The sequence below is a fragment of the Nonlabens sp. genome, from assembly GCF_051251825.1.
In the GTDB taxonomy this organism is placed as follows: Bacteria; Bacteroidota; Bacteroidia; order Flavobacteriales; family Flavobacteriaceae; genus Nonlabens.
This window is the reverse complement of record NZ_JBPOGG010000002.1, coordinates 535,651-552,629: the sequence shown is the minus strand read 5'-3', so window position 1 is coordinate 552,629 and position 16,979 is coordinate 535,651. Positions and strand designations below refer to the sequence as shown.

The window sequence follows — 16,979 nt, the reverse complement described above, 5'->3', positions numbered from 1 at the left end:
TTAACAAATAATTAAGTTAAATGCCGATTGAATCGACATTTAAAATTACATTGCCCTTCTGTTAAAAAAAACCAAATATTTTAATTATGAAAATTAAATTACTCTTAACGGTTGTTATTACTGTTATTCTAGGAGCCATAACCTCGGCTCAGTCTACTATTAATATTACTACATCTGGTGGTAGTTATACCACCGAAAAATGGGTAAGTATTACTACTGCAGTTGACGGTGGTGGTACTCAAGTTTGGGGACAAGGAAACGGTACATATGGTGATGGTCAAGGTCTTATTAATCAAGACATATCTATTGCGCCAGGAACGTACTGGGTAAATTGTTATGATCGTTACTCTGATGGATGGGATGGGACGTTAATCTCTGTTACATCTTTAGGGTCAGTAATAGGAGATAATGGAGGTGTTAGTCCTAGCGATTCAAGTACTAATGACACAGACGGTAGTTGGGAAACCCCAGCCGATGAGTTAGAAGCTTCATTCCAAATTGTTGTTATAGCTCCACCTTCTTGTTTACCACCTTCGGCAATGACAACTTCTAACATCGATGAAACAAGCGCAGACATAAATTGGACAGTAGGAGGAAGCGAAACGTTATGGGATATTGAATATGGGATAACTGGTTTTGCACAAGGTTCAGGAAGTCTTATAGATGACACATCTAACAAACCTTATAATTTAACGGGTCTTACGCCTGATACTACTTATGACGTATATGTTAGAGCTCATTGTGGTGTTGGTGATGAAAGTCCTTGGGCCGGTCCTGTTCAATTTAAAACTCTATGTAATGTTATTACTACATTTCCTTGGGAAGAAACTGTAGAATCAGCAAGTGCAACACTATCTTGTTGGACTATAATTAATAACAATGCTGATGCGGATCAATGGAGTGTACAAACAACTTCTACTTATGCAAATTCAGGATCTCAATCGTTTCAAATGTATACTGACTACAATAACGGTTCTAACGATGATTACTTAATCACGCCACAGCTAGCATTAACAGGTAATGAAAGATTGAAATTTAATTATAGAGCTCGTTCATCATCAGAACCACAAGATTTTACAGTCTTATTATCTACAACCGGTACTGCTCCAGCAGATTTTACTACTACAATTCTACCGAATGCCTCTTATAGTAATACTACTTATGATGAGACGATCGTTGATTTAACTACTTATACTGGTAATGTTTACATAGCATTTCATGTTCCTCCAGCAGGATTAGATGGTTACTATCTTTATATAGACGATATAATAGTGGAAGAGCTACCTACTTGTATTGAGCCATCTGCTCTTACCGCAGCAAATATGAACATCTCTTCTGCTGATTTGTCATGGACATCTGGTGGTAGCCTAGAATCTGCATGGGAGATAGAATATGGAGCTTTAGGGTTTTCTCAAGGCTCAGGTACTATTGTTAACGCAAATTCAAATCCTTATAATTTAACTGGTCTATCTTCTGGAACAACTTATGATTATTATGTAAGAGCTGATTGTACTGGAGGAGATTTAAGTGAATGGGTAGGACCTTATAGTTTCACGACTGCGTGTAGTACATTTAATATACCTTTTACTGAAAATTTTGATACAACTGCTGCAGGTAGTACTTCAGCACCTAATGCACCTAATTGTTGGAGTTTTATAGATGGAGGTTCAGGATGGACTTATATTTTTAATTCAAGTTTTAATTCACAATCTGGATTACAAAACTATCGTTTATACAATGGTGCTGATACTACAGGAGACTATATGTTAATTTCTCCTGAAATAGCTGAATTAACAACTGATGGTATTAAAGTAAATTTTAGTGTTAAAGGTGCTTCAGGTCAAGAGTTAGAAATAGGTACGATGTCAGATCCTTCAGACGCGTCCACTTTTACAGTTTTAAACACAGTTTCTTTAACTTCTTCTTCTTATGAAAATATAGAATTAATTGTAGTCGCAGGAACAGATTCTTATCTTGCCTTAAGACATGGGCAAACGGGTACTTATGATTCGTATTACCTAGATGATTTTAGTTTTAGTGAATTACCATCATGTATAAAACCAACTAATTTAGGAACGGCTAATGTTACTGCTACAACCGCAGACCTTAATTGGGTGTCCGGTGGAAGTGGAGAAACTTCTTGGGAAGTAGAATATGGAGCTGTTGGATTTACACAAGGTGCAGGAACAACTGTAGCTCCTGCAACAAATCCAGTTAGTATTTCTAGCTTAAATTCAAATACCAATTATGATTTCTATGTAAGAGCAAGTTGTGGTGGTGCAGGATTTAGTGAATGGTCAGGTCCTTTAAGCTTTATGACATTGCCAGGTGCTCATACTTATCCGTTAAGTGAAGATTTTGAAAGTGGATTTGATTTATTTGAGAATGCTACAGGTAATTCTACTGATTTTGCAGTATCTACTGCTTATTTTCACACAGGTAGTCAATCTGTTCAGAATGCACATGGTACTAATGACTTGAATTATCTACATGAAACGGGACTTTTAGATTTATCGACTGCTACAAGTCCTGAATTAAGATTTTGGCAAATAGCAAAAACTGAAGGAACTTGGGATAAATGTTACATTCAAATATCAACTGATGGTGGTGCTACTTACATTAATTTACCAGCAGCAGCATACAGTGGTAGTTCAACAAATTATGGAACGGCAGGTTATTTCCATGAAGATTCTTATGCAGTATGGGGAACAGCTTATGATACTCCTGATAATGCAACTTGGTGGCAAGAAGAAGTATTTTCATTAGATGCTTACAAAGTCGCAAATGTTAGAATTAGATTCTTCCTTGATTCAGATGGCTCTGCTAACAGAGAAGGTTGGTTTATTGATGATATAACAGTTGATGAAGCTCCGCCACTTGAGTACATTTGGGACGGTACATCTTGGAATAATACTCCAGAAGGTTCAATAACTTCAATTAACAACATGACTATCCAAGCTGGAACTATGCCTTCTTTAACAGCTGCAATTAGTGTAAATGATTTAACTATTGAATCTGGTGCAACACTTGAAGCTGATAATGGAGACATCACAGTAGCAGGTAGTTTATCTAATAATGGTACTATTACTGGTTCAAATGAAGTTGTCTTTACAGGTGGAACTGAATTTATTACGGGAACTGGAACAATGGACAACCTTACAGTTGCCGCTTCAGGAACTGTAGTTGTTGCTGGTCAACAATCTATAATTGAACAAGTAGATGTTGTATCAGGTGGTTTCTTATCTGTAGATACTAACGGTAGTCTTACATTAGTTTCCAATGCTTTTGGAACTGCAAGAGTAGATGAGGTTGATACTGTATCAATTACAGGTAATGTAACTGTTGAACGATATATTCCTGCTGGAAACAGAGCTTATAGGTTCATAGGATCTACGGTATCTGGTCCAACGGTATTTGATAGCTGGCAAGAAGGTGGTAATAATGCTGCTGGTTTTGGAGTACAAGTTTCTGGAACTGCAGGAACTGCGGGAACAGTAAACGCTACTACTGGACATGATGAAACAGTTTCTGGTAATAAGAGTATGTACAAATGGGATGCTGCTAACCAGGCTTGGGTAAGTGTAGATAATACGAAAACTGAAGTACTGAGCGCAGGAGATTACTATCGTTTATTTGTGAGAGGTGATAGAACAACAGATCTTTCAAATAATGCTGCTGCTCATACCGCAACAACTTTAAGAGCAACAGGTACTTTAATGCTAGGATCAATGACAGTTACTCCTGCAGTAGCTTCTGGAGAGTTCTTTGCTCTTGCAAATCCTTTCCAGTCTAAAGTTTCTATGGCAACAGCTACAACTAATGGTGTTGCTGCAGATATGTATTACTGGGATCCTAACCTAGGTACTAATGGTGGTTACTCTGCAATTGATATTGCTGGAGGAACTGGAACTGCTGGAACTGCAACTAACATCTTAGATGCTGGACAAGCTGTGTTCTTTGCAGACGCTAGTGCAGCTGCATCAGTTACTATTAATGAAGCTAGTAAAGTTTCTGGAAATAATAATGGTGGTGTATTTAATACTACTCCATTAACTCAAGCTTTAAGAGTGAAATTATATCAAACGGCTCGTTTTAACAATGGACAGTCTGAAAGTGATGGTATGTATGTTCACTTTAATGCTTCACATAACTTAAACGTTGACTATAATGATGCTGTGAAATTGTACGGTTTAAATGCAAACATTGCGATTTCTAAAGCAACTGGTGAAACACTTGCAGTAGAAAGAAGAACACTTCCTACAACTGCAGAGTCTATCAACCTTAATATCTCTAACTACTTAACGACTGCATATACTATTGAAGCAACAGTTGATGTGCTTCCTGGGCTTACAGCTTACCTTAAAGATAACTTTACAGGTACTATGACTGAGCTTATTCAAGGAACATCTACTGCAGTTGATTACACGGTAGATATGAATGATGCTGCTAGTTTAGACGCGTTAAGATTTGAAATCGTTTTCCAAACGGTTACTTTAAGTAATGATGATACTGTATTTGGTACTAACCTTTCAGTGTATCCTAATCCAGTAACTGGTGATGCAATCACTATTAACTTAGGAAACACAGTAAATGAAATGGTGTCAGTTCAAGTATATAACACTCTAGGACAACAAGTAATGACTAATGATTTTGACAACGTTTCAAACGGAGTGATTACATTAGACAACTTATCAGGTCTTAGCAATGGAGTTTATATTATGAATGTTTCAAGTGGTGACGCAACTACTTCGCGTCGTTTCATTAAGAAATAAGACTAATTATATTATTTTAAAAAAGGAGCTCAATTTGAGCTCCTTTTTTCGTTTTATGACGCTTTCGCGAAAGCGTAATCTCATAAAGTTAATAACCCATTTCAACTTTCATTGTTCTAATAAATAATGGGTTGTATTTTTACCACAAATAGATTTAAAAATGGCAGAGAAGAAAGACGATAAAGAAAAAGAAGCTAAATTAAAAGCACTCAAGTTAACGCTAGATAAGTTAGATAAAGCATACGGTAAAGGAGCCGTTATGAAATTAGGAGATAAGCAGGTAGTGGATGTAGATAGTATTCCTACTGGATCACTTGCTCTTAATGCCGCACTCGGTGTAGGTGGTTACCCTAGAGGTAGAGTGGTAGAGATTTATGGACCAGAATCTTCTGGTAAAACCACACTTACATTACATGCAATCGCTCAAGCGCAAAAAGCTGGTGGAATCGCTGCTTTTATTGATGCAGAGCACGCATTTGACCGTTTTTATGCGGAGAAGTTAGGTGTAGATATAGATAATCTTATTATTTCCCAACCAGACCACGGAGAACAAGCACTTGAGATTGCTGAGAACCTAATACGTTCAGGAGCTATCGATATCATAGTAATTGACTCTGTAGCAGCTCTTACTCCTAAGAGTGAGATTGAAGGAGAAATGGGAGATAGTAAAATGGGACTTCATGCACGTTTAATGTCACAAGCATTACGTAAAATGACAGGAACAATTTCTAAGACAAACTGTACCGTAATGTTCATTAATCAATTAAGAGAAAAAATTGGGGTGATGTTCGGTAATCCAGAGACAACTACTGGTGGTAATGCATTAAAGTTTTATGCCTCTGTACGTTTAGATATAAGAAGGTCAACTCAAATTAAAGATACATCTGGAGCTGTTTTAGGAAATAAAACACGTGTAAAAGTGGTAAAGAACAAAGTAGCACCACCATTCCGTACGGCAGAGTTTGATATCATGTATGGTGAAGGGATTTCTATGGTAGGAGAAATTGTAGATCTAGGTGTGGAATATGAAATTATTAATAAAGCTGGATCATGGTTCTCTTATGAGGATACTAAACTAGGTCAAGGAAGAGATTCTGTTAAGAATATCCTTAAAGATAATCCAGACCTTGCCGATGAATTGCAAGCAAAAATCATGGATGCTATAAAGCTGGTTAACAGCTAGAAACATCATTTTAATAAATATCTATCGCTTACTTTTGTTCCCTAACCGGATAAGTAAGCGATTTTTTTATGGCTGTCACGCAACCTTTTGATAAGTACAGCATCTAGTTATTAAGAATAAAGAAGATTACATGAAATATTTATGGATAATGATTGCTGTTTTAAGCGCAATCTCGATTACAAGCTGTGAATTACCTGAAGAAGGATTAAGAGTGTCTTATGATGTAGTAGCTGTTGATAGCGTGCAAATGCCGGCTACATTCAACTTTGGTCAGACCTATGATATTCCAGTTTTTTATAAAAAACCGAGTGATTGTCACGTATTTGAAGGTTTTAATGTAACACCTGAACTGAATATTCGTAATATTTCCACAGTACTAGCTCGTCTAGATGGCGGTGATTGTGTAGATGGTAATTTGCCCGAGGAACAGTCTCTACGGTTTACAGCCGCTAGTAATGGTAGTTATATTTTTAGATTTTTTAATGGAGTTGGTGCAAATGGTGAAGCAACATATTTAGAATATGATGTACAAGTATTAGAATAACTTTAATGGTATCCATGTGGTTCTAAAAGAACTTATAAATGAATGTAGAAATAACAATCGCAAGGCTCAAAAGGAACTCTATGACAGGTTTTCTAGCAACCTTTTTGCGAGTTGTTTAAAATATGCGCCTAATTATGAAGAGGCTCAAGACATTCTACAAGATACTTTTATAGTAATTTTTAAAAAAATAGATCAATTTAAAGATGATGGATCTTTTGAAGGATGGTGCAGGAGAATAGCGGTAAACACAGCGTTACAGCGTTACCGTAAAAAGAAAGTTTTTAATCTAGTAAATGAAGACCAGATTAAAGATGAAGAGGTTGAAATAGAAGAAACAGATGATATAGACCTCACAAGTCTATTAGCAATGGTACAACAGTTACCAGAGCGATACAGAATGGTTTTCTCTATGTATGTCCTAGATGGTTATTCTCATAAGGAAATAGCTAGCATGATGGAGATCACAGAAGGAACCTCTAAGTCTAATCTCGCAAGAGCTAGACAACATTTAAAAGAAATGATTATAAAATGGCGTGAAAATAATAGTAACGCCAGCTGAATAGAATGAGTAGTAAAAAGAACATAGACAGATTATTTCAGGAACGCTTCAAAGATTTTGAAGCAGCGCCACCTATGGCAGCTTGGGATAATATTGAGAAAGAACTCGATGGTAAAAAACCAGTCGCTGTGCTACCACTATGGATGAAATGGATAGGTATCGCAGCTGGAATAGCATTGTTAGCTACGCTAGCATATACTGGTTATACTAATGCAAATAACGATACTGATATGAATCAGCAAATCGTTACTGAAACTAAAAACGCCGATTCTGATAATAGTACTAATACAATCCCATCTCAAAACGATAATTCGTCAAACGATCAATTTGTAAATAGCGAGAACAATAGTGATACAGAATTAGATTCGCATAGTTTAGGAAACAATCCTACTCATAGCGATGTTACTTCAAGTTCAAATGATGATATGAAATCTCATGGGGAAAGTAATGAATCATCACCGAGCTCTAAAAATCTTAAAAGTTCACAATCTGGAACTAGAACCATAAATCAATCTGAAGTAAACGATAAAAGAGTAAATAACAACAACAGCTCATATGCTAGTTCAGCGCAAATTGATAACAATCAAAATGCTGATACTCAAAAGAACTATGCGGCAAATGCCTCAAATTCTAATAAAGATCCTTATAAAAAAGTAAATCAACCTATCGATAAGCCTAAGCAAGATGGATTTGCTTTAGATACATCAGCAGGTCAACTTAGGTTAGATAATGAGAATAGTAATGATAAATCTCAATTACCTACTCAGAGTTCAACAACTCCTGTGAAGAAAAGCGACAAGTTCATGACGCCATCATCTTCAGGTTCTGATATGGCAGCAGCACAAGTGGATAAGGATTCTACCATAACACTAGGACCTTCGCTTGAGGACATGGCTGCTCAGCAAAAAGAAAAGGAAGAAGAAAACTTAGACGAGAATTTATTTAAAAAATGGAATGCATCTAGTGTCCTTGCACCTGTGTACTCAAGCACTATGGGTGGATCTTCTATAGATCAACAATTTGCAGATAATAATAAAGCCGCCGGACTCAACCTGAGCTATGGAGTAAATGTAGGCTACAACCTTACTTCTCGATTATCAGTACGTACGGGAATTCATAAGGTAAATGTGAGTTACACTACAAACGATATTATTTACGGTGTTGCTACACAACCTGGTGATGTTCAATTATTATCTGTAGATAATTATGATAGTAATGCAGTTTCTAATCCTGGTAGTATATCTACAGACAATTTGGGTAGTTCCTTTTCACAAGAATTCTTATCAGATAATACATTTAATGGATTCCAAGGCGAGATTTCTCAGCGATTGGGTTATCTAGAAGTACCACTTGAAATGAAATATAAAGTCTTAGATAGTAAGTTGAGCGTTAACGTGATGGGTGGAATGAGTGCTTTATTTCTTACTGACAATAGTATAGCAGTAACTAACAGTACTGCAAAGCTTGAGTTAGGAGAAGATGACAACTTTAATTCTTTTAATCAGAGTGCAAACTTTGGAATAGGAATCGATTATTTATTTACAGATCAATTAGGAATTACCGTTGAGCCCATGTTTAAGTATCAGCTCAATGCACTTAAAGAAAATACTGCAGGTTTTAAACCATTTAACGTTGGTGTTTACAGTGGGATTACCTATAAATTTTAATTAGGTCATTGCAGGACATAATTAGTTAAGTTGAAAAAGAAGAATATTGAGGTTGGTTAATATTGAACTCAATGGTTTGCAATGATGAAGAAAGCCGTTCCAGTGCCATGGAGCGGTTTTCTATTTTTGATCATTTTCTAGAGTAGTAAGAATGATGTTTCTCACGCTTTCGCGGAAGCGTACTTTATCATCCTTCAAATTCATACCAGCAGTAGGAATAGATTTATGAGTAAGTGCTCGCATTTTTCCCGGACTACCATAAAAGAAGTCAAACGGAAAACGTTTTTTATTATCAAATAATGTGACTGGTAACACAGGAATTTGGTGCTCAATCGCCAGTCTGAAAGCGCCATCCTTAAAAGGATCTAACAGGACATTTTCATCTTCAGTAACGCCACCTTCAGGGAAAATACAAATCCCTACACCAGTATCCAGTCGAGCGCGTGCTCTATCAAATACCGCTTTACGACTCCTAGGATTACTACGATCCACAAGAATGCAAGTACGCTTATAGAAAAAACCAAATATTGGAATCTTAGCAAGAGAAGCTTTCCCTACAAACACAAACGGATTCTTAGAAATCAACAGCATCATCATTATGTCAGTCATACTCGTATGATTTGCCACAAGCATATAACTTTGCCCTTTTACCATAGGTTCCTCACGCTTGATTACTGGCCAAAAACCCATTCCATAGATTATAATCGCCGACCATAGCCGAGCAATCGCAAAAAAGATATGATAGGTCTTTTCAGAAATGGTCGCTAGTACTAGAATAGGAAATAGAATAATAATAGGAATACCCATCAATATATAAAACCATATTCTGTATAAAGGAGATAATATGTAACGGGTCCATTTCAAGAAATCAAAAATAGAAGAATTTATGAAGTAACGATGATTAATAGGTCTTAATCGTCATTATGTAAAGCGCAGCGATGAAGTAATTTGACTTTTTAAATTTCAGTTTTTAAAATAACCTCAATGCTCGTCATGTCTGTTCGAGCGCAGTCGAGAACTATCCATGACTGTACAAATCTTTCATTCTTTTAAGGGTTCAATACTTAACACCTAATATCTTTCACTAATAACAAGAACAATTTACCTTTGCACTTCAATTAATTTACCATGTCTAGAATACTTACCGGCGTACAATCTACAGGAACTCCACATTTAGGAAACCTTTTAGGCGCTATTTTACCAGCTATAGAAATGTCTGCTCAAAAAAAGAACGATGCTTTTCTTTTTATTGCAGACATGCATTCACTCACTCAAATTAAAGATGGTGATACTTTAAGAGAGAACACCTATTCTACGGCTGCAGCATGGTTAGCTTGTGGACTGGACATTAATGAAACTACATTTTATAGACAAAGTGACGTACCACAAGTAACAGAATTGAACTGGTATTTGAATTGTTTCTTTCCATATCAAAGATTGACACTAGCACATAGTTTTAAAGACAAATCAGATCGTTTACAAGATGTGAACGCGGGATTATTCACCTATCCCATGTTAATGGCGGCAGACATCTTATTATATGATGCTGAGGTTGTTCCCGTAGGAAAAGATCAAATGCAGCACATTGAAATCACCAGAGAAGTTGCTGGGAAATTCAATAATGCGATGGGAGAAACTTTAATTGAACCAGAAGGTAAGATCCAAGAAAGCACCATGCTCGTTCCTGGAACAGATGGTGATAAAATGAGTAAGTCTAAAGGAAACATTATCAACATTTTCCTGGCAGATAAGAAACTACGCAAGCAAGTCATGTCTATAGAAACAGACAGTACTCCACTAGAAGATCCTAAGGATACAGAGACTTGTAAAGTTTTTGCACTTTATAAAATTATTGCTTCTCCAGCACAAGTAGAATCTATGCGCGCAAACTATGCCGCTGGAAACTATGGTTATGGTCATGCTAAACAGGCACTTTTTGAAGCGATTCTTGAGAAGTTTGGTTCTATCAGAGAGCGTTACAACCACTTTATGGACAACAAGCACGAGATAGACGCCGCACTAGAAGAAGGAGCTGCTAAGGCTGCTATAGTTGCAAATGCAACGTTGAAACGTGTGAGAGAGAAGTTGGGGTATTAAAATTTACGCCAGCATAAACATTTTCCCAGGCAATGGTTTAATCACACCTTTTAATTCCATACTCATTAATAATGAAGCTACTTGATGAACGGGTTTATTAATATTTATGGCTATGATGTCGAGGAGTTCTTTTTCGGTTTCTTTTAGGTAACGGTAAATCAGTTTTTCATCATCGTTGAGTTCTACAAAGAGCTGTTTTTGCACACCAGTATTGCGTTCTTGCCAGCCTAAGATATAAGGTAAATCGGCAGCTTTTGTGAGAAGATGTGCTTTGGATTGTTTAATGAGTTCGTTACAACCTACAGAATATTTATCAGACACGCGTCCTGGTACGGCAAATACTTCTCGATTGTATCCAGCAGCAAGATCTGCGGTTACAAGAGAACCACCTTTTGAAGCACTTTCTATAACAACCGTTGCTTCACTTAGTCCTGCTATAATGCGATTGCGACCTAGAAAATTCTTTCTATCAAAAGTCGCCGTGTGCCAAAAGTCTGTTACAAAACCACCATTTGCCATCATTTGCTCATTATAAGCTTCGTGATTTCTTGGGTAGGTTTGATTGAGTCCATGAGCAACCACGGCTATGGTTTGTAAGTTGTGTTTTATAGCAAGTTGATGCGCAAGTATATCTACTCCATAAGCATATCCACTTATGATGAGTGGTTTAAGCGGCGCAATCTCTGCGATGAATTTTTCTAGAAATGCTGCGCCAGTTGAAGTGATTTGGCGCGTACCTACTATACTCATGGTGTAAGGATTATGCCAATCTATATTTCCTTTTTCAAAATAAACGATCGGGCCATCCACGCAGTATTGCAATCGCTCCGGATAGTCGTCTTCATAATATACTCTGGCTGTGATATTTTCTTTTTGAATGAATTCCAGCTCTTTTTCGGCCTTGGTAAAAAGATCTGTGGCTTTAATAAACTGCGCTTTTTTATCACCTATTCCTTCAATAGCAGCAATTTCACGCATGGATTGTTCAAAAACTCCTGTCGCACTACCAAAAGTTCTGATCAACTTTTTGGCCATGATATCACCTATGAGCGGTGCTTTTTTAAGTGCGAGAATTGAGAGCAGTTCTTGTTCTTCCATGCTTTAAATATATAAAAGGATTAATTTAATGTTAGTATTTTAAAGACCAATTCTATAAAGTCCATTAGATGCCTTAGAAAAATGACCTAAGAGAGTTTTACGTTAAAAATGAATTGAGCGAAAGGTCAAGCAAAAATCATTTAGAAACGGATTGGATTAAATATATAAAAGATGATAATATCTCATAGATTATTAAAAGTAGCTAACCTTTTTTTTGCGCTGTAGCGATAGAAATTTTTAGTAAAATGCTCTTAAGTCTTGATTTTCCTGCCTGCCGGCAGGCAGGTTTGTTTCCCAGCCGCACAATCTCGCTCAAAGTATACTTTGCCGTCATCAAGGAAAAAATGAAAAAGACTTTTTAAAAACAATTTTGCATTTAATCTATTATAAATGGATAAGGATCCAAAATCACATTCTTATAACTCGCTAACTCTTCTGTTGCAGCAACACCAGGGAAATCACCTCGATATTCCCTCATATCTGTCATCACCTGAAAATGTAAATGCGGTGAGTAACCACCATTTTCTTGTGGAGTACCTAGGGTTGCTATGTTCTCGCTTTCGCGAAAGCGTAATCCTACAGACCAATGCTCCATATCACTAATCGCCAAATGTCCATAAAGGCTATAGATTTTCTTACCATTCCAGTCATGTTCTAAAATTAAGGTAGGACCATAATTTCCGGCGTCGTTATTATGAGCAAAGGAATGAATCACACCATCCATTACGGCATGAACACTCGTGCCTGCAGGAGCCCATAAATCGATTCCCATATGAATATCGCGAGTTATGCCAGTTTGAAAACGCGCGTTTTTGCGGTAAAGTGCCCGTTGTTCTAGATAGCCACCATGAGCCACGAAAGAGCTAGATTCCTGACGTTTTTCTTTTAAATATTGTTCAAAAATAGCAATATCACTCACATCATTTTCATCCCAGAAAGGATTTGAGACTGATAAATTAATAGGGAAATAACCTTTATTACTTAGTTCTGGATCAATGAGATGTTTCTTAATATTCATAGGTTGCATTAAACAAAGCAATTTATTTAAAAGAAGCGAAATACCATCTTGATTGGGTATTATTAAAATGGTATTTTTAAAGCAAAATAGGATGACATGATTAAGAGAACGGTAAGTGGTGTAGAAGAAGCACTGGAAGGCGTTAAAAGCGGCATGACTTTAATGGTAGGTGGTTTTGGCCTATCAGGAATTCCTGAGAATAGTATTGCCCAATTGGTAAAAACAGGAGTAACAGGTCTTACTTGTATATCAAATAATGCTGGAGTAGATGATTTTGGCCTTGGTTTATTGCTTCAAGGCAAGCAAATCAAGAAAATGATATCTTCTTATGTAGGAGAGAATGATGAGTTTGAAAGACAAATGTTAAGTGGCGAACTCGAGGTAGATTTAATACCGCAAGGAACACTGGCAGAGCGCTGTAGAGCAGCACAAACTGGAATACCTGCCTTCTTCACACCAGCAGGATACGGTACTGAGGTTGCCGAGGGAAAAGAAGTAAGAGATTTTAACGGGAAACCTCATATTCTAGAACATGCTTTTCAAGCAGATTTTGCTTTTGTAAAAGCGTGGAAAGGTGATGAAGCTGGAAACTTAATATTTAAAGGAACGGCTCGTAACTTTAATCCAGTCATGGCTGGCGCGGCAACTATTACTGTTGCTGAGGTTGAGGAATTAGTTCCTGCTGGGACTCTAGATCCTAACCAAATTCATATTCCAGGAATATTTGTAAAACGCATTTTCCAAGGAGCACGTTATGAGAAAAGGATAGAGCAGAGAACAGTGCGCAAACGTGATTAATTTTTTAATGTGCTGATATGAAAATGTGCTGATGATTAATAATTGAATGATGCAGAAAAATGTAATTGTAGAAAAATCGACTGAGTTTGCATTAGAAATTATTTCTTTCACAACAAATTTGAAAAAAGAAAAGCATTTTGAAATATCCAGTCAGTTATTTAGAAGTGGCACAAGTATAGGAGCAAACGTTAATGAATCACAAAATGCCGAAAGTAGAAAGGACTTTGTACATAAATTAAAAATAGCAGCAAAAGAAGCTTCTGAAACGAGATACTGGCTATATCTCTGCACAAAATCAGACAGTTTAATATCGCCTAAACCCGAATTGCTGGAACAGCTAGAAACAATTGAAAAGCTATTATCTAGAATTATAGCCACTACTAAAAGTAGAATGTAATTGAGGTAATTAATATTATCATTTTACGTGTTTTTTAAAAATTAGCACATCATCACATTAACAAATTAGCACATTCATGTTATGTTAGACAAAATAGGAATCGCAAAGCGCATAGCGCAAGAAGTAAAAAACGGATACTACGTTAACTTAGGAATAGGAATCCCTACTCTGGTTGCAAACTACGTTCCTCAAGGAATAGATGTAGAGTTTCAATCAGAGAATGGAGTACTAGGAATGGGACCTTTTCCATTTGAAGGAGAAGAAGATGCCGATGTTATTAACGCGGGAAAACAAACCATCACCACATTACCAGGAGCAAGCTTTTTTGATAGCTCTATGAGTTTTGGGATGATACGTGGACAGCACGTAGACCTCACCATTCTAGGAGCTATGGAAGTAGCAGAAAATGGTGATATAGCCAACTGGAAAATCCCAGGAAAAATGGTAAAAGGTATGGGCGGTGCTATGGATCTCGTTGCAAGTGCTGAGAATATCATTGTAGCTATGATGCATACCAATCGTGCTGGAGCTTCTAAACTTTTAAAAAGATGTTCCTTACCACTTACTGGCGTGAATTGTATTACTAAAGTAGTGACAAATATGGCAGTAATGGATGTGACTGATAAAGGTTTTGTACTTCTAGAACGTGCGCCTGGCGTGACTGTAGAAGACATAAAAGCCGCTACAGAAGGTAACCTAATTGTAGAAGGCGATATTCCCGAGATGGTGATATGATCCTGAGATTTTACGTTAATTGTGGAGTCTAAGTAATAGATTGAATATGTATCCTGAAATCATTGTACCGCTTAATAAAGTGAAAATTGCTTTAATAATAGTTGGTTCTTTTTTGTTTGTAGTTGGTGGTTATCTTATGCTTTGGAATGTCTTCGGAATTTTATCTATTATATTTTTTGGTGCCTCTGGCATATTTGGACTTATTAAATTATTTGACTCAAAGCCCGGTCTAGTGATTAGTTCAGAAGGTATTATTGACAACACAAGCTTAATGAGTGCTGGACTAATTAAATGGAAAGATATAAAGCATATAAGAAGTCAAAATATAGGTTCTCAAAGATTCTTTATGATTGAACTTTTTGAACCCTTAAAATATGTCGAACAAGCAGGAAATGGTTTTAAATCTCTACTCATGAAAATTAGTATGAAAATGTACGGCACACCAGTTGCAATTTCAACTATTATATTGAAATATAACTTTTATAGTTTAGATAAGTTATTGTACGATGAACACAAAAAGAATAAGCTCTCAAAATAAAATCTAAGCAACTGTTTATATTTAGTATGGATTATAATATTCTCAAGAAATCATTAAAAATGGTTGCGGCTTTTACAGAAAACAGCCACGCTATAAATACTGCTGACGAATTTTTAACTATTCATACTCGCAACATGGACATGCTTCATCAGTATGTGGAAAAACATAATGATGATTTTGTAAAAGAGTTGGTCTCTACAATTCCTAACCTCAAACATAATGAAATTCAAGGTTTTATAGATAATAACCGAGGAGTTAAACATCCAAGCGATTATTTCGGACTCTTAGGTTATGTCTATATGAAAATATTTAACGTAGGCGGAGTCAACGAAAAAAATTCTATGGAAAAATTTCACTTGATAGCTAGTCGTAACATCACGATAATTAAGATACTTGAGAATAGCGGTTATTAAAAGAGCCTTTCCTAAGGGCAGACTTAAGTCTGCCTTTAGGAAATATAAGAATCGGATTAATTAAACCTCATCAAAATTCACTTTCACCTTAGCACTAGTCGGATAAGCTTGACAGGCTAGAGAAAGCCCTTCGGCTATTTCACTGTCTGTGAGGATGGCGTTTTTGGCCATTTGTGCACTTCCTTCTTCTATTTGACAAATACAGGAACTGCATATTCCACCCTGACAGCTGTATGGAGCATCGATGTCATTCTTAAGCATGATGTCCAGTAAGTTATCGCTACGTTTCATAGTGAAGCTTAATTCTTCATCATCAAGGATTACGGTAACTTCAGTAAGATGAGAATCTTCTGTGATTTCAATTTCGTTTTCTTTTGTGGCAAACAGTTCAAAGAGAATATGTTCTTTGGTAAGAATTTCTTTCTCAATGAGATTATCAGTCGTCATGCTAATCATTTCTTCTGGACCGCATAAATACGCTTTCGCAAAAGCGTAATCCACACAATCCTGCTTCAAGAAAAAGTTGAGATTTCCTTTAGTCACTCGGCCAAATAACTCACCATCACGCTCTTCTCTAGAAAAACTATAGCGTAGGATGAAACGATCGCCGTATTGATCTTTTAAGTCATTAAGTTGCTCATAATAAATCGCTTGAGAAACACTCTGGTTTCCATAGATTAGGGCAAACTTGCTATCAGATTCTGTTTCTAGCACTGTTTTTATAATAGAAATAATAGGTGTGATTCCACTACCAGCGGCAACACCTAGATAGGTATGGGCACTCGTTGAGGTTTCATGTAAAAACAACCCTTCTGGTGCGGCAACTTCTAGAATATCTCCAGCACGCAAGGTCATCGCATAGTTGGAGAACACTCCATTTTCAACCGCTTTAATAACCACACTCCAGTGGTTCTCATGTGGCGCACTAGATAGAGAATATGCACGGCGCACTTCATTTCCATCTATAGTTGCCTTCAAGGTTAAATACTGACCAGACTGGTAGCTGAAAGATTCCAGTAAATTTTCTGGAATGTCAAATCGTATCTCTACGGCTTGTGGAGTGACCTTAGTTACTTGTTGTATAGTGAGTTTATGAAAATCCATTTGGGTACTTTTAGCGGCTGCAAAAATAAGAAAGGAAAATAGACCTGTAACATTTT

General features: G+C 36.7%; 15 protein-coding genes. 11 read left to right on the top strand and 4 right to left on the bottom strand.

All coding sequences use genetic code 11. The annotated features are described in order from the left end of the window. The first annotated feature begins 86 nt into the window (after positions 1-86). The 5 genes from ACSHWW_RS04855 (at position 87) to ACSHWW_RS04835 (ending at position 8,725) form a co-directional block, all read left to right on the top strand. Positions 87-4,772: a choice-of-anchor J domain-containing protein gene (locus tag ACSHWW_RS04855; protein ID WP_435681288.1), complete on the top strand. Its 4,686-nt coding sequence runs from the start codon at positions 87-89 to the stop codon at positions 4,770-4,772. Between the two features lie 160 nt (positions 4,773-4,932). After that, the gene (gene recA, locus ACSHWW_RS04850; RefSeq protein WP_435681287.1) at positions 4,933-5,955 is read left to right on the top strand and encodes a recombinase RecA; all 1,023 of its coding nucleotides are present in this window, start codon (positions 4,933-4,935) and stop codon (positions 5,953-5,955) included. Positions 5,956-6,085: 130 nt separating this feature from the next. Further along, the gene (locus tag ACSHWW_RS04845) at positions 6,086-6,499 is read left to right on the top strand and encodes a hypothetical protein (protein WP_435681286.1); all 414 of its coding nucleotides are present in this window, start codon (positions 6,086-6,088) and stop codon (positions 6,497-6,499) included. Between the two features lie 16 nt (positions 6,500-6,515). Next, positions 6,516-7,058 (top strand): RNA polymerase sigma factor, encoded by a 543-nt coding sequence (locus ACSHWW_RS04840; RefSeq protein ID WP_435681285.1) that lies wholly within the window; start codon positions 6,516-6,518, stop codon positions 7,056-7,058. Positions 7,059-7,063: 5 nt separating this feature from the next. Then, the gene (locus ACSHWW_RS04835; RefSeq protein ID WP_435681284.1) at positions 7,064-8,725 is read left to right on the top strand and encodes a hypothetical protein; all 1,662 of its coding nucleotides are present in this window, start codon (positions 7,064-7,066) and stop codon (positions 8,723-8,725) included. 120 nt (positions 8,726-8,845) lie between these two features. Here ACSHWW_RS04835 and ACSHWW_RS04830 read toward each other — a convergent pair whose 3' ends face one another. Then, the gene (locus tag ACSHWW_RS04830; protein ID WP_435681283.1) at positions 8,846-9,589 is read right to left on the bottom strand and encodes a lysophospholipid acyltransferase family protein; all 744 of its coding nucleotides are present in this window, start codon (positions 9,587-9,589) and stop codon (positions 8,846-8,848) included. A 264-nt stretch (positions 9,590-9,853) separates the two neighbouring features. Here ACSHWW_RS04830 and trpS point away from each other — a divergent pair, with 264 nt between their 5' ends. Continuing rightward, positions 9,854-10,822: a tryptophan--tRNA ligase gene (gene trpS / locus ACSHWW_RS04825; RefSeq protein ID WP_435681282.1), complete on the top strand. Its 969-nt coding sequence runs from the start codon at positions 9,854-9,856 to the stop codon at positions 10,820-10,822. Between the two features lie 3 nt (positions 10,823-10,825). On the opposite strand, the gene dprA is transcribed toward trpS, so the two are convergent. Further along, positions 10,826-11,920, bottom strand: a complete 1,095-nt coding sequence (dprA, locus tag ACSHWW_RS04820) for a DNA-processing protein DprA (protein ID WP_435681281.1) — start codon at positions 11,918-11,920, stop codon at positions 10,826-10,828. Positions 11,921-12,296: 376 nt separating this feature from the next. Then, complete coding sequence (locus ACSHWW_RS04815) at positions 12,297-12,938, bottom strand: peptidoglycan DD-metalloendopeptidase family protein (RefSeq protein WP_435681280.1); 642 nt, start codon at positions 12,936-12,938, stop codon at positions 12,297-12,299. Positions 12,939-13,034: 96 nt separating this feature from the next. On the opposite strand from ACSHWW_RS04815, the gene ACSHWW_RS04810 reads away from it, so the two are divergent. From ACSHWW_RS04810 to ACSHWW_RS04790, 5 genes are all read left to right on the top strand, one after another. Beyond that, on the top strand, positions 13,035-13,736 hold the full coding sequence (locus ACSHWW_RS04810; RefSeq protein WP_435681279.1) for a CoA transferase subunit A: 702 nt from the start codon (positions 13,035-13,037) through the stop codon (positions 13,734-13,736). A gap of 49 nt (positions 13,737-13,785) precedes the next feature. Then, entirely contained in the window at positions 13,786-14,133 is a 348-nt protein-coding gene (locus tag ACSHWW_RS04805) for a four helix bundle protein (protein ID WP_435681278.1), read from the top strand. An 81-nt stretch (positions 14,134-14,214) separates the two neighbouring features. After that, complete coding sequence (locus tag ACSHWW_RS04800) at positions 14,215-14,868, top strand: CoA transferase subunit B (RefSeq protein ID WP_435681277.1); 654 nt, start codon at positions 14,215-14,217, stop codon at positions 14,866-14,868. A 46-nt stretch (positions 14,869-14,914) separates the two neighbouring features. Further along, complete coding sequence (locus ACSHWW_RS04795; protein WP_435681276.1) at positions 14,915-15,406, top strand: STM3941 family protein; 492 nt, start codon at positions 14,915-14,917, stop codon at positions 15,404-15,406. 26 nt (positions 15,407-15,432) lie between these two features. Beyond that, positions 15,433-15,819, top strand: coding sequence for a hypothetical protein (locus ACSHWW_RS04790; protein ID WP_435681275.1), 387 nt, complete (start codon positions 15,433-15,435; stop codon positions 15,817-15,819). Between the two features lie 60 nt (positions 15,820-15,879). On the opposite strand, the gene ACSHWW_RS04785 is transcribed toward ACSHWW_RS04790, so the two are convergent. Beyond that, positions 15,880-16,923, bottom strand: coding sequence for a 2Fe-2S iron-sulfur cluster-binding protein (locus ACSHWW_RS04785; RefSeq protein WP_435681274.1), 1,044 nt, complete (start codon positions 16,921-16,923; stop codon positions 15,880-15,882). Positions 16,924-16,979: the final 56 nt, after the last annotated feature.